The organism is Cryobacterium lactosi (genome assembly GCF_004403945.1).
Lineage (GTDB): Bacteria > Actinomycetota > Actinomycetes > Actinomycetales > Microbacteriaceae > Cryobacterium > Cryobacterium lactosi.
This window is the reverse complement of record NZ_SOHM01000009.1, coordinates 41,475-58,255: the sequence shown is the minus strand read 5'-3', so window position 1 is coordinate 58,255 and position 16,781 is coordinate 41,475. Positions and strand designations below refer to the sequence as shown.

Below are 16,781 nucleotides of genomic sequence, written 5' to 3'. Positions count from 1 at the left end.
TCGAGGTCCTCGACGAGGCGGTGATCCTCCCCGAACTCGCCGCCGCCTAGACTAGAACCACTGACCCGCATGGTGTTGAGAAATTCCACCACTCAGCGGGACGTGACCGAAAACGGCATTCGGAGCAACACGATCAACAAACGAATTGGCGAACACTTGAGCGTTGAACAAATGCACTGCCTGACGTCAATTCCGGCCTTCGGCCTCAGCGAGCACAGCATCAGAGAGGCACAACAGAGCATCGCAAGCGCATACCTGGGCAGGGCACGCAAACTCTGCGAACTGTGCGAAGTCAATTGGCCGTCGGAGCTCGAGCTGGCCACTCGGAAGCTGTTGCAGCGCGAACTGAAAATGGGTTGGTGACTGTACCTTGGCCGTGCGGACAACACTAAGGGAACGCGAGCAGATCAGGATTGGCGCTGAAGAGCATCGCGAAGGCCTTCAGTTGAATCGTTTGCGCACAAAGCCCCGGGCGGCGTTGGCAGTTGAATTGGTCCGGTGCCCTCGCACGGGCTTCATTGGCGGGTGCCATCGCAGGGCCTACCCCTTCTTCCATTCGCACAACAAGCCCCAGGGCGCAGCTGACTTCATCGGAAGCTCGATAGCTGAAGGGAATACGACAGCTTCAATTCGCCGCCCGAGATCCTTGAAGAGGTCCGGAAATTTTCGGGACATTCCTCCTGCCAGCACGACAGCATCTGGCTGATTGCTCAATCTCTGGATTGCCACCGTCAGGGTATTGAGCACCCGCTCGCGATCATTGAGGTTTAGCGGGTTGGATAATGCATGGCCCCCAATCTGCGCATCGAGGCACCCTCTTGCGCCGCAACCACCACAAATCTTCGGTCCGAAACCTGTGGCGTGACTGAAGTCCACTTCGGACACTATTCCGTCCACCACTACGGCCGACCCAACCCCGGTACCCAGTCCGATGTACAGCCAGCGTCCGTTGTGAGAACCTCGCAAATACCATTCTCCGAGAGCTGCCGCCTCGGCATCGTTCATGCTGCAAAGAGGGGCGTGGGACATGTTCAGTTGCTCACTTGCGGAGACGTCTCCCCATCCAATGTGATGCGCGCCCCGCACATGGTCGCCGTTTACGATCCCCGGTGCAGCCAAGAGCCATTGGCAGTTTGTGGAAGCCGGACGAGAACTTGGAAACAGTTCGTCACCAGATACCTCACAGTACTGGGTCGATGAACCCCCGACCTCGATGGTGAAGACAGCGGTTTCAACGTCGTTCTGCAAAGTAAAACCTCTTCCGACGTTTCGCGATGTTAAGTAGCGAAGAGACGCTCGATCGAATACGCCTGGTCACGCCCCCGCCGGGTGGTGCTGAAGCACCCAAAATCATGTGGGATCAGGCTATCTCAGCCTTGGTGATTACCTCTACCTCCCGAATAGACGAATCAGGCGGTCGCACGTGAGTTGGGCCGGAACTCCCACGGGACAGCGCGCAGCGACCGGCCCCGTACTTCGCAGAAACACCGCGTGATCAGAGCGTGCCGATGCCGTCGCTGGAATGGTGACGGTTCGGGGGAGCTGTTGATTCCCTTTCGATGAACTGGGTGTCGATGGCGTGGTCGACCTGGTACCTCTGGTGTTCAATCTCCATGATGAGTTGTTGCACGGCAACTGTTCCGACTTCGTGGAATGGACTTCGGATGGTGGTGAGTGCAGGGGTCGTGAAATTCGAGCCGAAGATGTCGTCGAATCCGAGGATACTGAGGTCGGCCGGCACCGAAATGCGTGCCTCGTGACTTGCTTGCAGGAGGCCGATTGCCATGAGGTCGTTATAGGCGATCACTGCAGTCACGCCAGCTGCCCGTACGCGACAGAGACTCTGACGGCCGCCTTCTAGCGTCGGTGCACCTGGCCCGATTTCTACGATCGACATCCCGCGAGCCGGTGCTTCAACGATTAGCGTGTTCCAGCGCAACTCACTCATCCACGAGTTCGTCGGCCCGGAGAGGAACGCAAGGCGCCGATGTCCGATAGCGGCGAGGTGGTCCAGTGCGTGCCGAATTCCTGTACGCACGTTGGGCACGACTCCCGAGACGGCATCGACCTGCCGATTTACGACGACCAGGGGTTTACGCTGGGCCAATTCGCGAATCCGTGCGTCGCCGAGCCGAGACGCAACAAGGATGATGCCATCGACTGAACTCTGTAATCCAGCGGCGGCATTCGACTCGTTCTCGGCGCTCTCCTGAGATTCGGCCAAGATGAGTGCGTAACCTTCGCATGCGGCGACGCGCTCGGCACCACGGACCAGGTCGAAATACACGGGGTTTGTGATGTCGGACAGGATTAGGGCGAAAGTTCCGGTCCGGCCCGTCTGCAGCGAACGAGCCCTGGGGTTGAAGCGGAATTGTAAAGTGGCGGCGGCAACCTTGACGAGTCGTTCCGTTTTCGCGCTGACGCGTCCAGACATGTTTAGCGCTCTGGAAACCGTCGAGGGACTGACCCCTGCCAACTGCGCCACGTCGTAGATTGTCGCCGATTTGCGATAGCCGCGTGGCACAGGGTGATCAGAAACGCGTCGTTCATTCATCGGCTTGCTCTTCTCGGCCGAACCGGCCAGATAATTGAGGATGAGGATGGCTGCGAGTCCCCGCCCGTGTCGTGACGACTGTGAATGGATTCTGTTTTCGAGGACCGCCCGGCTGGGTATTTGCGTGGGTCGGTGGAGCGCGCCGTGAACTACACCGCGGCGAGCTCCGCGCTGGTGGGAGGGTCTGCCCCGGGGCGGGACACCGTGACGGCGGCCGCCTCGGCGCTCCGCCGCATGATGCTCTCCAGCACACCCAGCCGCACGTCGCGCAGCGCCTGGCGACGGTCGTCGCCGATCAGGTCAGCGTCGATCAGCCCGTCGATGAGCGCACCCATGAAGGTGTCGCCGGCGCCGACGGTGTCGACCACGCTCACCCGGGGCGCTGACGCCCACACCCGTCCCTGAGCGGTGAGCGCAAACGCGCCCTCGCCGCCTTGGGTGACGACCACCACGGCGGGCCCGGCGGCCAGCCAGGATGCTGCCGTCTCGGCGAGTTCTCGGTCGGGGTGCAGCCAGAGCAGGTCTTCGTCGCTTACCTTCACCACGTCGGCGAGGCGCACGAGTTGCTCCACCCTCGACCGCGCGGCCTCGGCGTCATCGATCAGCGCCGGACGGATGTTCGGGTCGAAGGTGATGGTGGCCGTCGCGCGGCGGGCTTCCACCAGGCGTGCCACGTCGGATGCGCCCGGCTCGAGTACCGTCGCGATCGACCCGACGTGCAGCACGTCGGCGGCGCCGGCCAGCTCCACATCCACGGTCCAGGCTAGGTCGAACTCGTAGGTGGCCGCCCCCGTGGCATCGAGCAGTGCCGTTGCGCTGGAGGTGTGCGCCCCTGTCGCGCTCCCCGCTGACACTCGTACCCCCGAGCCCTCCAGCCAGGCCCGCACCGCGTGGCCGCGGTCATCCTCGCCCAGGCTGGTGAGCAGCTGCGGATGCCGGCCGAGCCGGCCCAGCGTCAGGGCTACGTTGGCGGGGCTGCCGCCGGGCGCCTCGTCCCGGGAGCCGTCGGCGCGTTGCACCAGGTCGATCAGTGCTTCGCCGACCACCAGCACCCGGCACTCGGCCTTGTCGGCACCGGTCACAGCTCGACCTGGACGAGCGAGGAGAGCGCCTTATCGGCTAGTTGGAGAGACACAGACCGGGCCTAACTTTGCGTAGCGGAGCTGGAGGACGAAGCGTTGGAGGCCAGACTGAGCTCAAGCTCGTTCAACGAAACTGCCTTCAGCGCGGATGCGAGCGTTGAGTTCGCCGATGTATTCATCCTCATCGAAGTCCAAGGGGACATCGCGGCCCGTCCAGCTGGAGAGGTGGATGGCGTTCGCGAGGCGCACGCCGGTGATGCCGTCTGCGCCGGGTGCCAGCAGGGGTTCGCCGCGAAGGATGTTCGCGGCGAAGTTCTGCAGGACGTTTGCGTGCTGCGAGCCCCAGCGGGAGTCGAATTGGATCGTCTCGGTTGTGTACAGATCGGCCGGGTCCAGCTTGCCGCTGAGTGCGCGTGAGATGTCCTCGGCTGCGACTTCGTCGCTCAGTTGGCGCTCTGGCTTGGTCAAGCGGGTGACGGTCGCGACCGCGCTGTTTTCGACGACGATCTTTCCCTGGTCGCCGAGTATTTCGAAGCGGTCAGTGCCCACGAGGTCGTGGGTCGCGGTGATGAAAACACCGGTGACGTCGTTGCCGTAGTCAGCGAGGACGGTTACTTCGTCTTCGACCGCGATGTTGCGTCGGAAGCCGTAGCCGACTTTGGAGAACACTGAGCGGGGCGTTCCGCAGATCCACTGCCAGAGGTCGAGCTGGTGGGGGGCTTGGTTGACGAGAACGCCTCCTCCTTCGCCGCCCCAGGTGCCGCGCCAGGCAGATTGGTCATAATAGCCCTGGGGGCGCCACCAGGTGGTGATGATCCAGTTCGAGCGACGGATCGCGCCGATTTCGCCGGCGTCGATGATCTCCTTGATCCGGACGTACAGCGGGTTGTTGCGCTGGTTGAACATGATCCCGAAGGTGAGTTGGGGACGCGCGGCAGCGTAGGCGTTCAGTTCGGCGACCTGCTTTGTGTAGACGCCGGCGGGCTTTTCGACCAGGGCGTGCAGACCGCGAGAGAGTGCATCGATGCCAGCCTGCGGGTGCTCGTAGTGCGGAATGCATGTGATGACAGCATCGACCTGGCCGCTGTCCATCATCGAGATGCCGTTTTCGAATAGCGGGATGTTCGGGTGGAGCTCGCGAGCGGCGACCAGCCGGGTTGGGTCGGTGTCGGCGATCGCGCCTATGACCATGTCGGGCACGAGGCCCTCGGTGATGTAGCGGGCGTAGTTGGAGCCTTGGTTGCCGAAACCAAGGATGCCCAGTCGTACGGGTCCGTCATTCATCGCAGTTCGATTCCCAACTCATCGGTGAGCCCGCGGAATGCGCGTGCCGCTAAGCCGAAGGAATAGGGGCCGGAGAAGCCGCCGAGCGAGTGAGTGCTGCTCAGGTGCGGTTCGAGCGAGGCGTAACCGTCGTAGCCGTCGGAGGCGAGCGCGGCGAGAGTTTCACGCAGCTGCCCATCTCCCTCTCCGGCGGGAACGACGACGCTGGTCGAGGAGAGGGCGTCCTTGACCTGGAGGTAGTCGACGTAAGGTCGAAGCTTGGTGTAGCCGTCGTCGAATGGGCGTACGCCGACCTGGACGAAGTTCGCGCTGTCCCAGGCCAGGCGCAGGTTGGCGGAACCGACGGATTCGACGATATCGAGGATCCGCTCGGGAATGTCGCCGTAGATGCCCTTTTCGTTCTCGTGCAGCAGCACGACACCGGCCTGCTCAGCTACATCGGCGAGCCGCCGCATTCGGAGCAAGACCTCGTCGCGCACGGACTCCATGGACGACCCCGGGGCCGGATAGAAGGAGAAAATGCGGATGTTCGTCGTGTCGAGGGCCTTCGCGACGCGGATGATCCGTCGGAGGCGCTGGACTTCGAGGTCGGGGTCGAGCGTGACATCAACTTTGCCGATAGGGGATGCGATCGCGGAGACGCTGAACTGGGCAGTCTTGACAATGGCAGCCAAAGTACTCAGCTGGTCCTCATCGAGGTCGACGACGTTAGTATCCCAAGCGCTTCGTACCTCAATGTGTCGAGCGCCGAGGCCCTCGAGCACAGCGATCTGGGCGTGCGGGTCTGGGGAAATTTCATCGCCGAAACCCGAAAGAGTCCAGGACGTGGATGGAGTCGCGAAGCTGTTGTGCTCCTGGAGAGCGGATGGAGTAGTCAAGCTGTGGTGCTCCTCTTGAGGGGTGGGACGAACATGGGCGCGGCCGGCGCGCGAACGCGCCGGCCGCAGGGTTGTTCTGTGCTACTTAGCTGCGTCGATGGAGTTCTGGATCTCCGCGATCATCGCTTCAGCTGCCTCCGTGGGCGTGCTGCTTTTGAACTGCACCTCCTGGTTGTACCGAGAGATCACTGCGTTGATGTCGCTGGCGCCGTTGGGCGTGATCGGCGCAGCGGCACCGACGGTCTCGGCGGCATTCGTGATGTAGTCGAAGGCGATCTTGTCCGCACCAGTCAGGGTGGGCTTGATGACTTCCTGAATGTCCGGGTTTACGGAGATGCCGCGGTCAGTGCCGAACAAGGTGCCGACCTCGGGATCGGTGGTGAGGAAGTCGATCAGCGCCGCGGCCTCTGCTGGGTGGGCGGAGGTTGCGGCCGCGGACCAGTACATCGTTGGCTTCATGTATTGGAAGCCCTCCTCGGTGTCAGAGTCGGTCGGCCAGTCCGCGAGGATGAATTTCGCATTGGGAGCTGCGGACTGATGAGCCGTGAAGACGCCGGCGGGGATGAACTGCATCGCGGTTTTTCCAGTGACGATGTCGTACTGGTCCAGCGGCACGCCGGCACTCTCGCTGAGCTGTTCTGCCGAAGGGGCTGCGCCGGACTCGATCTGGTCGAGCTCGGTCTGCCAATAGTCGGCGACGGTCTCAACGGGGATGACAATGTCGCCGTCTTCGTCGAAGAGCTGCTCGCCGTGCTGACGGGCGAACACATTCAGAGTGAATGAATCGACGCCGACAGGGGAGATACCGTGAACCGCGCCGTCGGAGGCTTCCGTTAGCGCTTGGGCTGTTTCGGAGTAGTCGTCCCAGGTCCATGTCGTCAAATCTGGCAGTGATACGCCGTACTGCTCAAACAGGGCTGTGTTAATGAGTACGGCACTGGGAGCACCGCTGATCGGGATGGCGTACTGCGTGTCGTTGACCGCGCCGCCGGCCAGGATTTTCTTGTCCATGTAGCTGGGGTCGAGGATGTCCGTGAACTCCGCGAGGTCCAGCAGCGTGCCGCGATTGGCGTACGACGCCAGGAATTGCTCGTCGAACTGCATGACGTCGGGCATGTCTCCGGCCGCGGTGGTCGTGGCCAGACGGTCCCAGTAGCCGCCCCAGTCTGAGTTCTGAGCTTCAACGGTGATATTGGGGTGGGCCTTCTCGAAGAGCTTGATCGCTTCGCTGGTCTTCTGGCCGCGAGCGTCTGCCCCCCACCAGCTGAGAGTCAGAGTCACGTCTTCATCGGTGAGTTCTGTTGACTGAGCGGTCGTGGCGGTGCCACATCCCGTTAGTCCGAGGACCGCTACAGCTCCGAGAGCGAGCGGAGCGAGCATGCGGCGTTGCAGGCGCGAAATCATGAGGTTCCTTTGTGTGTTGTGTTTGTGTGTGACAGGGCGGGGAAGGGAGGGAAGGTGCGGTTACTTGCCGCCGGTCGTGGCGATGCCGCGGAGCAGAAAGCGTTGACCGAACAAGAAGACAAGGAAGATCGGGACCAGGGAGACGATGCTCATCGCAAACAGGGCGCCGAAGTCGGACTGCGATTGCGAGTCGATGAAGGAGCGCAAGGCGACAGGGACGGTGTATAGGTCAGGTTTGGTGACGAAGATCAGTTGGCTGAAGAAGTCGTTCCAGGTCCAGATGAAGGTGAAGATCGCCGTCGTCGCCAGGGCCGGAACCATCAGCGGCAACATGATCTGTGAGTAGATTCGGAAGTGGCTGGCACCATCGATCCGCGCCGCCTCGTCAAGTTCCCTGGGGATCCCGCGAATGAACTGCACCATTAAGAAAATGAAGAACGCGTCGGTCGCCAGGAACTTCGGCACGATAAGCGGCAGGTAGGTGTTGACCCAACCCAGCTGGGCGAAGAGCACGTATTGGGGGACGATCAGCACGTGGATCGGCAGCATGATCGTGACAAGCATCGCCACGAACGCAAGTGTCTTGAGCTTGAAGTTCAAGCGGGCGAAAGCGTATGCAGCTAGTGAGCAGGAAATCAGGTTGCCGATCACGGATCCCAGCACGATCAGGCCGGAGTTTAACAAATAGGTCGAGAACGGCGCAGCCAACGCGTTCCATCCGGTGGTGTAGTGGCTGAAATCAAACGAGTCGCTGAAGAGACCAGGAGTGGTGAAGATCTCGGAATTTGGGCGAATGGAGGACACGACCATCCACAGAAGCGGGTAGATCATCACCAGTGCGAGGAGGATCAGCCCGGCATGCTTGAGCGTACTCACAACAGCGCTGCGCAGCGACGAGCCTTTCGGGCTTGAGCCACTCGGGATGCCCGCGTGTGGTTCTACTCGGCGGCCGGGGGTCGTGATCGCGCGTGTTTCAGTCATCGTAGAAAACCCAATACTTGGAGGCCCAGAAGTTGAGCGAAGTGAAAATGCCAATAATGATCAGCAGCAGCCAGGCCAGCGCTGAGGCGTAGCCCATCCGGAAGCTGGAGAACCCTTCCTGGTAGAGGTAGAGCGAGAAGAAGAGCGTTGAGTCCGCCGGGCCTCCGCTTCCGTTGGAAACGATGAACGCTTGGGTGAAGGTCTGGAAGCTACCGATCAGGCCCAGGACGAGGTTGAAGAAGATAATCGGGCTCAGCAGCGGGAGCGTGATCGAACGGAACTGGCGCCATTTCGTCGCCCCGTCGGTCGAGGAGGCTTCGTAGTACTCCCGTGGAATCTGGCGCAAGCCAGCGAGGAAGATCACCATCGGAGCTCCGAAAGTCCACATGTGCAGCAGGATCAATGTGCTGAGGGCTGTGTCGGGGGAGGAGATCCAGGCGGCTCCTTCAATACCGAACACGGCGAGGAACGCGTTGACCAGTCCTTCACCGCCGAAGACAAGTCGCCAGAGCACGGCTACCGCGACGCTGGAGCCCAGCAGGGACGGCAGGTAAAACACGGAACGGTACAGAGGAAGCGCACGCAGGCCACGGTCCAACAGGACTGCGAGCGCGAGGGCAGTTCCCAGCTGCAGGGGCACGGACACTATCACGTACGTGAAGGTTGCCTGCAGAGAATGCGCGAGCCGTTCGTCCCCCAGCATCCGCTGGATGTTCGCCAAGCCGGTGAATTTGGGTGCCTGCAGCAGGTTGTAGTTGGTGAACGCGAGGTAGAGCGAGATCAGCATCGGGCCGATGGTGATGCCGAGCAGGCCTAACAGCCAGGGTGCAAGGAAGAACGCCGCGACCTTGTTGTCCTTGGTGCGCGCACGCTTGCTGGCAGCGCTTTCCGGGCCGCGCTTGTGGGTGATGGTACGAAGTTCGCCGAGCGCGCTCATCGCATCGCCCTCGCTTCCAGTGTCATCGTCATCAGATCTCCTCGTTGAATTCAGGTCTAAAGGTGGTCGTGGCAGCCGGTCGGCCGGCCATGGCGCGGGACATCGGCGGGACCGGGGTGCTTCGAAGCGAGTTGTGAAGCTGTCCGGAGGACATATCTGCACATCCACATCGGGAAGTCACGTTGGCAATCGAGCCGCAGGTGCCAGTAGCACACTGCCGGACGCCACTCAGCGGCACCCAGCAGTAGGAGTACCCGACCGGAGGACGGACACCGGAGAAGATTGAACCAAGGGCTCCCTGGACGGCAGGCACCCTGACGTAAACGCGGAGTGCTCGGGTGGGGGTCTTCACGAAGGCTCCTTTGTCTTCTTACGACCGCCGGCTCTGGCGGATTGGCAGCTTACAATTCTGCACTTTTGGCAGCTTACAATTTTTGCTGAACGGGTGCAAGATATTTATTGAGAGCATTGTCGGCTGCGTGTCGGCTCTGGAAGCAATGCGATAGTTGACTGCGAGGGTTTATCGAATGGCCGAACGAATGGGGGGAGCTGATTACTATGTCTGACAGCATTGCAGCGCACAGACTGGCGAGTATGTCGGATGTCGCCTCGCACGCCGGTGTTTCGAGGATGACTGTCTCTAACGTGATCAATCGTCCGGAGATTGTGTCGGAGGACACGATCCAACGTGTCCAGGATTCGATGCGCGCGCTGAGCTATCGCAATAACCTGGTCGCGCGAAGTCTGCGTCTGGCGCAACCTCGGCAACTCGGGTATCTGGTCACCGAGCGAGATCCGACGTCGTTTCAATACATGGATGAATTCACGCACCAACTTGCGTATGCGTGCCAGCGCCGGGAGCGCAACCTGTCCCTCATCGTTGAGGTCGACGCGGAGGAGGATATGGATGCGTGTGAAAAGCTCTATTACGGTCAATCCGTCGCCGGCTTCGTCCTCGCCAACATCGGGCTACACGATCACCGGCCGCGCGAACTCGCGAAGCGAGGAGTTCCTTTTGTTGCCTATGGGCGCACCGCTGAGGGCGCCGACGTACCGTGGAGTTGGGTCAAGACGGACGGCGTTCGTGGAGTGGCGATGGCTGTGGAGCACGTCGCATCCCTGGGTCATCTGGAACTCGCCTATATCGACTACACGCCGGACCAGCCGTCCGCCATCGAGCGGCGCCAAGGCTATGAGACCGAATGCGAGCGGCTCGGGTTGGTGACGTCGCTGCAACCCGACCGACTAGTTGTGAGTGATGGCACCATTGCTGGCGGGCGGGACGCGGCACACGCAATACTCAACTCGGTCAGGCCGCCGACGGCTCTGGTCTGTGTGAACGACAGTGTGGCCTTCGGCGCGCTATCAGCGTTGCGGGAGCGAGGGCTCGTGCCGGGCAGGGACGTCGCGATTACCGGCTTTGACAACGCGCCTCTGGCATCCTCCGACTCGATCGGCATCACATCGGTCCGACAACCAATCCAGTTGATCGCCAGGGCCCTCGTGGACATCCTGATCGAGCCCCCTTCTGATCCGCGGCATCTCCTCCTGGAACCGGCACTTGTGGTTCGCGAGACGACTGCGGGACCTGTGAAAGCGCAGCTCTCTGCGCGGTAAATTAAGCCTGTGTGTCCGCGGTTGCGTCCCCGCACTCGCCACCCTTCGACCTCCCCGGCACACCCAGCATTGTCGACGAATCGGCGATGCCGGCGGGCAATCGGTCCCCGACAGCGAATGGTTAGGGCAGTAGGTGCCCGGCGGCGCGAAAGAGTTCATACCATTCGGGCCGGGTGAGCGGGATGTCTGAGCCGAGCGCGGCGCCGGCGACCCGGTCGGGGCTGGTGGTGCCGAGCACTACTTGCATCTGGGCCGGTGTCGGGTGATCCAGGCTGTGGCGATGGCGATTGCGGGCACGTCGTACTGGGTGGCTAGCCGGTCGATGACGGCGTTGAGTTCGGGGTGCTTCGGCGAGCCGAGGAATACGCCGCTGAAGAAGCCGGCCTGAAAAGGGGACCACGTCTGAATCGTGATGTCGTGCAGGCGGCAGTAGTCCAAGATGCCGCCTCCGTCGAGCGTGATCGACTGTTGCTCGGCGACCATATTGGTTGCCACTCCCTGCGCGATGATTGGCGAGTGCGTGATCGAGAGCTGCAGTTGGTTGGCCACGATCGGCTGGCGCACATATTTCTTGAGCAGGTCGATCTGGCGTGGGGTGTGGTTGGAGACGCCGAAGGCGCGTACCTTGCCGCTGGCTTCCAGCTCTTCAAAGGCGCGCGCGACCTCCTGGGGTTCAACGAGGGCGTCGGGCCGGTGCAGCAGGAGGATATCAATGCGGTCGGTGCGGAGCGCTTCGAGGGACTCCTCGACCGACTCGATGATGTGCTCGTAGGAAAAGTCGAAGTACCCCTCACGGATCCCGGTTTTAGTCTGGATGGTGATCTGGTCGCGCTGGGACGGGGTCAGCTGCAGCGCTTCTGCGAATCGGCGCTCACACCCGTTCCGTTCGGTGCCGTAGATGTCGGCATGGTCGATGAAGTCGATGCCGGCGTCGCGGGCAGTGCGCACCAGTGCCCTGACCTCGTCGTCGGTCTTGTCGGCGATCCGCATAAGTCCGAGCAAGACGTTCGGGGCGACGATGTCGGTTCCGGGCATGGTGAAGGTCTTCACGAAGGGGTCCTTTCAGCAGGACAGTCGGGGTTCTTTAGCGGGCTGGCCGTACGCGGCTGCACGACATCGCGCCCACGCTCTTGTAAGCTTACAAAGCCATTATCCATATGTACAACATGCTCGCATTATGCAGTATAGAACCCGTGTCGCTCAATGCCTGCTGCAGCAATCGATGGGGTGATCCTCGGCCAACCAGGGATTCAGATGAGTCTGACACTTGCGGCCTTGGCAGCGGGGAAACACGCACACGTCGACAAGCCCCTTGGCCGGAACGCAGCCGACGCGCGCGCCGTCGCCCAGATGGCGCGAGCGGCCAACCGGATCGTGTAGCGGGGCTGGTCCATGCCGTTAGCGGGGGACACGGATCGTATTTGCGATCCGTGCAACGGAAGGCCCGCTACACATGGTCATGCTGACGCTTTCGGTAGGCTGCCATGTTCGTTCGACTTCCGCACCGCGCGCTGCAGAACCGCTTCGAGAGGTTGCGTGAGAGGTCAAGGATCAGGCCTTCGCACTCGTCTGCCTCGCAAATCCGAAGCCGACGGGTTTCACCAGTACGGATCACATCCATTAGAGCCAAGCTGCCTTCCACGCGCATCCGTTCTCCCAGAGGGGCCTCAGGCGACGTGGCATGCAGGTGCCAGTCCAGACCGTCGTGACGGGCGAGATAGGGCCTTGCGCGCGCATCCTCAAGCATCTTGTTGATGGCCAGCGCTGCGGAGTCTGGAACCATCGTCCACATTTCTCGGAGTCGTTCGCGGGTGAGAACGACGTCGCGCAATTCACTCTCGTCTCCATCGATTCGGCCCGAGAAGGGGTAGTGAGCAATGAGGTCCGACAGCCCCGCGAGGGAGCTCAGTTCGTCAGCACCGTTCCGAGAAGAGCGGGCTGTTGTGTTTCCGAGTGCAACCGCAAACGTCAACGCCTCGAGTGTGTCAGGGGCAAAATCCACTTTGACTCCTTATCTTCGGACGGCTAACGTTATGAGCATAACGCGTTTGACTCCTTACATGGTTCGCGCCTATCGCGTTTCAACTCACAGCGCGTTCACTCTGAATGCGTTTCGAATTTCGCGCAGCTGCCACCAACTGACGAGCTGACGAACCAAAGCTCGGAAGGAAGGTCGCGCAAATGACTAAAGGCATTTCATTCGGCGCAGGAGCCGGACTGCTCTGGGGGCTCGCATTTGTCCTTCCGGCCCTTGCCCCCGGCTGGTCGGCAGTGGCGATCACAACTGGCCGGTACCTCGTTTACGGAGTGGTTTCCGTCGGTATTGTCCTTCTACTCAATCGCCGCCCGGCGGGGGGCGTGGACGCAATTTTGCGGCATTGGCGGCCTGCGCTCGCTTTCGCCGTGACTGGCAATGTGGGCTACTACCTACTGCTGGTCGTCGCGATTCAAGCAGTGGGCGCGCCTGTCGTCACCGTGGTCATCGGGAGCCTTCCGGTTGTGATCGCAACCGTCTCCAACGTGCGTGACCACACGTACAGGTGGCGGAGGCTCGCTATCCCGTTGCTGCTCGTCGGCACCGGCCTCGCTGTGGTGAGTGTGCCCGAACTCCTGGCATCGGAGGATATCGCGCCTCTCTCAGTCGCCATTGGGCTGATCGCTGCCATCGGTGCAGTGGCTCTTTGGACCGCCTACGGGGTCAGCAACGCGGACTTCTTGGAACGGAATCCTGAAGTGGGAGGTTCCCTGTGGGCTGCCATCGTTGGTGTTTTCACTGGCATTCTGGCTGTCCTTCTCATTCCGGTGGCCCTTGTCACTGGAGTCTGGAGCGCGCCTACTCCTCCCACCGGCGCCAATGTCAGTATGCTCTTGGCCGTCAGCGTGATTCTGGGCCTCGTGGTTTCCTGGGGCGGAACGTGGTTATGGAATGAAGGCTCCAGCCGTCTACCGACCGTTCTTGCCGGGTTGCTCATCGCGGTCGAGACGATTTCCGGATATGTGTACGCCTACATCCTCGAGGCTCGTCTGCCGACCGTGTTGGAAGCCACTGGGTTCGGTCTGGTGATCGTTGGCGTCGTGGTAATTGCGCGCATGCGGCGCGCGAAAAAGACTTCGACCGCTGCCGCCGCGATCGACGGCATGACCGCAACGGCTACCCTGCCGGTGCCACCCCACCCGCAAGCCGCGAGGTCGATGAGGTAAGGCACGTCGTCCGTGACTAGATCGGCTCGGTAGTTTCGTGGCGCTAAATGGCGATCACGGAATGCCGCCTGGGAACGTCAAATCACACAGGTATCGGGTGCCGCGGCCGAGTCCTCGGCTTGTCGGTGCACGAGGCCCAGCACCGGGTCGGCCGTGACCGGGATGGGGTCGCTGAGCGTGCCGACGAACTCGCCGTCGACGATGTTGATGAAGCCGAGCAGCACCCAGCCCCCGTCGGCATCCTGCAGCAGCCGGGCGGCGTAGAGGTCGGTGCGGTCGAACAGGACGGAGCCGGTGAAGTCCACCTGTTCCAGACGCCGGTCCACGGCCACGCTGTAGACGCCTCCCACCTCACCGGCCGCCCGACGCTGGGGGGAGAGCTCGGTGACGCCGCAGCAGAACAGCAGGATCGGCACTCCGTCGACGATCTCGAACTGGAACACCTCGTGCTGGCCGAAGCCCTGGCCGGGCTGGCTGAGGGGCGGCTGCACCGTCCAGTCGCGCATGTTCTCGCTGGTGGCGTGGCCGAGCACGCCGCGCACCCGCGGGTCGCCGGAAGAAGAACGGGCGGTAATCAGCATCTGCCAGGTGCTCTCGCCTGGGAAGCGGAACACCCACGGGTCGCGCCAGGCCTGGTCGTGCCAGACCGAGAGGTCCAGCGTCTCGTAGAAGGCCGGGTCGGCCTCCACGAGCGGCTCGGTCGAGACCTTGGTCCAGGTGAGCAGGTCGGGGGAGGTGGCCGCGCCGACCCGCTGCACCATGGTGTTCTCGGCGCGGGAGGTGCCGGTGTAGAACATCCACCAGAGCCCGTTGTCGGCCTGCACCACCGAGCCGGTCCAGGTGGTGCCGTCGTCGAAGGCCGGTGCCTCCGAGATGATGATTGCGTCCTGCACCACGGTCCAGTTGGTGAGGTCGGTGCTCACGGCGTGGCCGACGATGGGGTGCCGGTGCCGGCGCTCGGGATCGCCAAGGGCCTTGCTGGCGTGCAGGTAGTAGGCGTGCGTGACGCCGTCGACCTGAACGTACCAGGAGTCCCAGATCCACTTATCGGGCAGTTGGAGCGACATAACCGGGCCTAACCTTTCACACCGCTGGACGCGATGCTGTTGACGAACGAGCGATGCTGCGGACTAGTTGGCGGCGAGATCGCCGAACCACACCGTGGCCTCGCCCGGGAGGGTGCCGGCGTCGAGGGCGCGGCTGGCGAGCAAGACGTCGTCACGGTCGACTTGATAGGGCTCGGTGCCGAAGTTGGTCACGATCTCCCAGCCGTTGGGCCGCCGGTAGCGCAGAACCTCGGAGCGCCCCGTGGGAATCCACTCCAGCTGTTCGTCGGTCTGCAACATGCGCCGCAACGAGAGGGCACTCCGGTAGAGCTCCAGGGAAGAGGCGGGATCGAGTGCCTGGCCGGCCACGGTGTAGTCGGAGAACCACCCGGGTTGGGGCAGGTGTGACCCGCCGGTGCCGAAGCCGAACGCTGAGCCCGCGTCGCTGCCGGTTTCCCACGGCAGGGGGACGCGGCAGCCGTCGCGCCCGAGGTCGGTGCCGGCGCTGCGGAAGAAGGTCGGGTCCTGCCGGTCGGCGGCGGGGATCTCGGCGACTTCATGCAGGCCCAGCTCCTCGCCCTGGTACAGGTAGCTCGAGCCCGGCAGACCCAACATGAACAGGGTCGCGGCGCTGGCGCGCCGCTCGCCGGCCGGGCGGTCGAGCACCGGTGAGACCCCGCCAGAGATCACCCAGTCGACACCGTGCTTGCGCACTGGCCGCCCGGTCTCGTCACGACCAGGCTGGGGAAGCCCGTAGCGAGTGGCATGCCGCACCACATCGTGGTTCGAGAGCACCCAGGTGCTCGACGAGCCCGACAACTCGGCCAGGGTGAGGTTGTCCCGTACTACCGTCTCGAACTGGCCGGCATCGAAGTCCGCTTCGAGCAGGTCGAAATTGAAGGCCTGGCCCAGTCCTTGGGGGCTCGCATAGAGAGGCACCCGCGCCTTGTCCACCCAAGCCTCCGCCACAGCCGTGCGCGGCGGGTCGTAGGAATTGAACACCTGGCGCCACTCGGCGTAGATCTCGTGCACGTCGTCGCGGTCCACCATCGGATGCATGCCATCCCGGGGGAGAGCGTCCAACTGCGCTTGCGACGGTAGTGGCTCGGTGAGGTCCTTGGTGAGCATATGGGCCACGTCGATCCTGAATCCGTCGACGCCGCGATCGGACCAGAAGCGCAGCGTCGTCAGGAAGTCGTCGCGCACCTCGGGGTTGGCCCAGTTGAGGTCCGGCTGCTCGATGGCGAAGCTGTGCAGGTACCATTGCCCGTCAGGGACCTGCTCCCAGGATGAGCCGCCGAAGGCGGCAACCCAGTCGGTCGGCGGAAGTGCGCCATCCGGCCCGCTGCCCTCGCGGAAGATGTAGCGTGCCCGTGCGGCTGACCCTCGCTCGGAGGCGAGGGCCTCCTGGAACCAGGTGTGCTGGTCGGAGGTGTGGTTGGGCACGATGTCGACGACGACTCGGATGCCGCGGGTGTGCAGGGCGTGGAGCATCGCGTTGAAGTCGGTGAGCGTGCCGAGCCGCGGGTCGACGTCGCGGTAGTCCGCGACGTCGTATCCGCCGTCGGCCAGCGCTGAGGGGTAGAACGGACTCAGCCACACCGCATCGATGCCGAGCTCGTGCAGATAGTCGGCCTTTGAGGTGATGCCGGGAAGGTCGCCCAGACCGTCACCGTTGGAGTCGGCGAAGCTGCGGGGATAGATCTGGTAGACCGCGGCTTGGCGCCACCAGGGTGCTGGATCGCTCAGCGGGTTCTGGGTGGGGGATGTAGCGACGTCGACGATGCTCACTGGATT

General features: G+C 62.6%; 15 protein-coding genes and 1 pseudogene. 4 read left to right on the top strand and 12 right to left on the bottom strand.

What is annotated here, in order from left to right; all coding sequences use genetic code 11:
* Nucleotides 1-102 precede the first annotated feature (102 nt).
* The gene (locus E3T61_RS05705) at nt 103-363 is read left to right on the top strand and encodes a hypothetical protein (RefSeq protein WP_134639936.1); all 261 of its coding nucleotides are present in this window, start codon (nt 103-105) and stop codon (nt 361-363) included.
* A gap of 177 nt (nt 364-540) precedes the next feature.
* Here the strand turns inward: E3T61_RS05705 and E3T61_RS05700 are convergent, their stop codons facing one another.
* The 8 genes from E3T61_RS05700 to E3T61_RS05665 all read right to left on the bottom strand — a co-directional run bounded on the left by E3T61_RS05700 (nt 541) and on the right by E3T61_RS05665 (nt 9,120).
* On the bottom strand, nt 541-1,248 hold the full coding sequence (locus E3T61_RS05700) for an ROK family protein (protein ID WP_134639935.1): 708 nt from the start codon (nt 1,246-1,248) through the stop codon (nt 541-543).
* Between the two features lie 247 nt (nt 1,249-1,495).
* Entirely contained in the window at nt 1,496-2,554 is a 1,059-nt protein-coding gene (locus E3T61_RS05695) for a LacI family DNA-binding transcriptional regulator (protein WP_134639934.1), read from the bottom strand.
* 149 nt (nt 2,555-2,703) lie between these two features.
* On the bottom strand, nt 2,704-3,636 hold the full coding sequence (locus tag E3T61_RS05690; protein WP_241992409.1) for a carbohydrate kinase family protein: 933 nt from the start codon (nt 3,634-3,636) through the stop codon (nt 2,704-2,706).
* A gap of 114 nt (nt 3,637-3,750) precedes the next feature.
* On the bottom strand, nt 3,751-4,920 hold the full coding sequence (locus E3T61_RS05685) for a Gfo/Idh/MocA family protein (RefSeq protein ID WP_134639933.1): 1,170 nt from the start codon (nt 4,918-4,920) through the stop codon (nt 3,751-3,753).
* Nucleotides 4,917-5,798, bottom strand: a complete 882-nt coding sequence (locus tag E3T61_RS05680) for a sugar phosphate isomerase/epimerase family protein (RefSeq protein ID WP_134639932.1) — start codon at nt 5,796-5,798, stop codon at nt 4,917-4,919. Before E3T61_RS05680 ends, E3T61_RS05685 begins: the two co-directional genes overlap by 4 nt.
* A gap of 81 nt (nt 5,799-5,879) precedes the next feature.
* Nucleotides 5,880-7,178: an ABC transporter substrate-binding protein gene (locus E3T61_RS05675; RefSeq protein ID WP_241992412.1), complete on the bottom strand. Its 1,299-nt coding sequence runs from the start codon at nt 7,176-7,178 to the stop codon at nt 5,880-5,882.
* 84 nt (nt 7,179-7,262) lie between these two features.
* The gene (locus E3T61_RS05670) at nt 7,263-8,183 is read right to left on the bottom strand and encodes a carbohydrate ABC transporter permease (protein WP_134639930.1); all 921 of its coding nucleotides are present in this window, start codon (nt 8,181-8,183) and stop codon (nt 7,263-7,265) included.
* Nucleotides 8,176-9,120, bottom strand: coding sequence for a carbohydrate ABC transporter permease (locus E3T61_RS05665; RefSeq protein ID WP_134639929.1), 945 nt, complete (start codon nt 9,118-9,120; stop codon nt 8,176-8,178). The genes E3T61_RS05670 and E3T61_RS05665 overlap by 8 nt, the downstream gene beginning before the upstream one ends.
* Before the next feature lie 558 nt (nt 9,121-9,678).
* On the opposite strand from E3T61_RS05665, the gene E3T61_RS05660 reads away from it, so the two are divergent.
* A complete protein-coding gene (locus E3T61_RS05660; protein WP_134639928.1) occupies nt 9,679-10,737 on the top strand; it encodes a LacI family DNA-binding transcriptional regulator in 1,059 nt (352 codons plus the stop codon).
* Between the two features lie 121 nt (nt 10,738-10,858).
* Here E3T61_RS05660 and E3T61_RS05655 read toward each other — a convergent pair.
* Nucleotides 10,859-11,787: pseudogene (locus tag E3T61_RS05655) on the bottom strand (aldo/keto reductase).
* 153 nt (nt 11,788-11,940) lie between these two features.
* Between E3T61_RS05655 and E3T61_RS05650 the strand changes: the two are divergent.
* Entirely contained in the window at nt 11,941-12,117 is a 177-nt protein-coding gene (locus tag E3T61_RS05650; RefSeq protein ID WP_134639927.1) for a Gfo/Idh/MocA family oxidoreductase, read from the top strand.
* 67 nt (nt 12,118-12,184) lie between these two features.
* Here E3T61_RS05650 and E3T61_RS05645 read toward each other — a convergent pair whose 3' ends face one another.
* Nucleotides 12,185-12,739: a CGNR zinc finger domain-containing protein gene (locus E3T61_RS05645; protein WP_134639926.1), complete on the bottom strand. Its 555-nt coding sequence runs from the start codon at nt 12,737-12,739 to the stop codon at nt 12,185-12,187.
* Nucleotides 12,740-12,918: 179 nt separating this feature from the next.
* On the opposite strand from E3T61_RS05645, the gene E3T61_RS05640 reads away from it, so the two are divergent.
* The gene (locus E3T61_RS05640) at nt 12,919-13,938 is read left to right on the top strand and encodes a DMT family transporter (protein WP_134639925.1); all 1,020 of its coding nucleotides are present in this window, start codon (nt 12,919-12,921) and stop codon (nt 13,936-13,938) included.
* A gap of 77 nt (nt 13,939-14,015) precedes the next feature.
* Here E3T61_RS05640 and E3T61_RS05635 read toward each other — a convergent pair whose 3' ends face one another.
* Both E3T61_RS05635 and E3T61_RS05630 read right to left on the bottom strand, forming a co-directional pair.
* Nucleotides 14,016-15,005: a glycoside hydrolase family protein gene (locus E3T61_RS05635; protein WP_134639924.1), complete on the bottom strand. Its 990-nt coding sequence runs from the start codon at nt 15,003-15,005 to the stop codon at nt 14,016-14,018.
* A 63-nt stretch (nt 15,006-15,068) separates the two neighbouring features.
* Nucleotides 15,069-16,775: a glycoside hydrolase family 13 protein gene (locus E3T61_RS05630; RefSeq protein ID WP_134639923.1), complete on the bottom strand. Its 1,707-nt coding sequence runs from the start codon at nt 16,773-16,775 to the stop codon at nt 15,069-15,071.
* Nucleotides 16,776-16,781 lie beyond the last annotated feature (6 nt).

What these genes read in the sequence shown, in the direction of transcription:
- E3T61_RS05685 (WP_134639933.1), bottom strand. Translation starts at nt 4,920, where the DNA reads ATGAATGACGGACCCGTACGACTGGGCATCCTTGGTTTCGGCAACCAA.
- E3T61_RS05695 (WP_134639934.1), bottom strand. Translation starts at nt 2,554, where the DNA reads ATGAATGAACGACGCGTTTCTGATCACCCTGTGCCACGCGGCTATCGC.
- E3T61_RS05635 (WP_134639924.1), bottom strand. Translation starts at nt 15,005, where the DNA reads ATGTCGCTCCAACTGCCCGATAAGTGGATCTGGGACTCCTGGTACGTT.
- E3T61_RS05640 (WP_134639925.1), top strand. Translation starts at nt 12,919, where the DNA reads ATGACTAAAGGCATTTCATTCGGCGCAGGAGCCGGACTGCTCTGGGGG.
- E3T61_RS05650 (WP_134639927.1), top strand. Translation starts at nt 11,941, where the DNA reads ATGCCTGCTGCAGCAATCGATGGGGTGATCCTCGGCCAACCAGGGATT.
- E3T61_RS05660 (WP_134639928.1), top strand. Translation starts at nt 9,679, where the DNA reads ATGTCTGACAGCATTGCAGCGCACAGACTGGCGAGTATGTCGGATGTC.
- E3T61_RS05675 (WP_241992412.1), bottom strand. Translation starts at nt 7,178, where the DNA reads ATGCTCGCTCCGCTCGCTCTCGGAGCTGTAGCGGTCCTCGGACTAACG.
- E3T61_RS05665 (WP_134639929.1), bottom strand. Translation starts at nt 9,120, where the DNA reads ATGAGCGCGCTCGGCGAACTTCGTACCATCACCCACAAGCGCGGCCCG.
- E3T61_RS05670 (WP_134639930.1), bottom strand. Translation starts at nt 8,183, where the DNA reads ATGACTGAAACACGCGCGATCACGACCCCCGGCCGCCGAGTAGAACCA.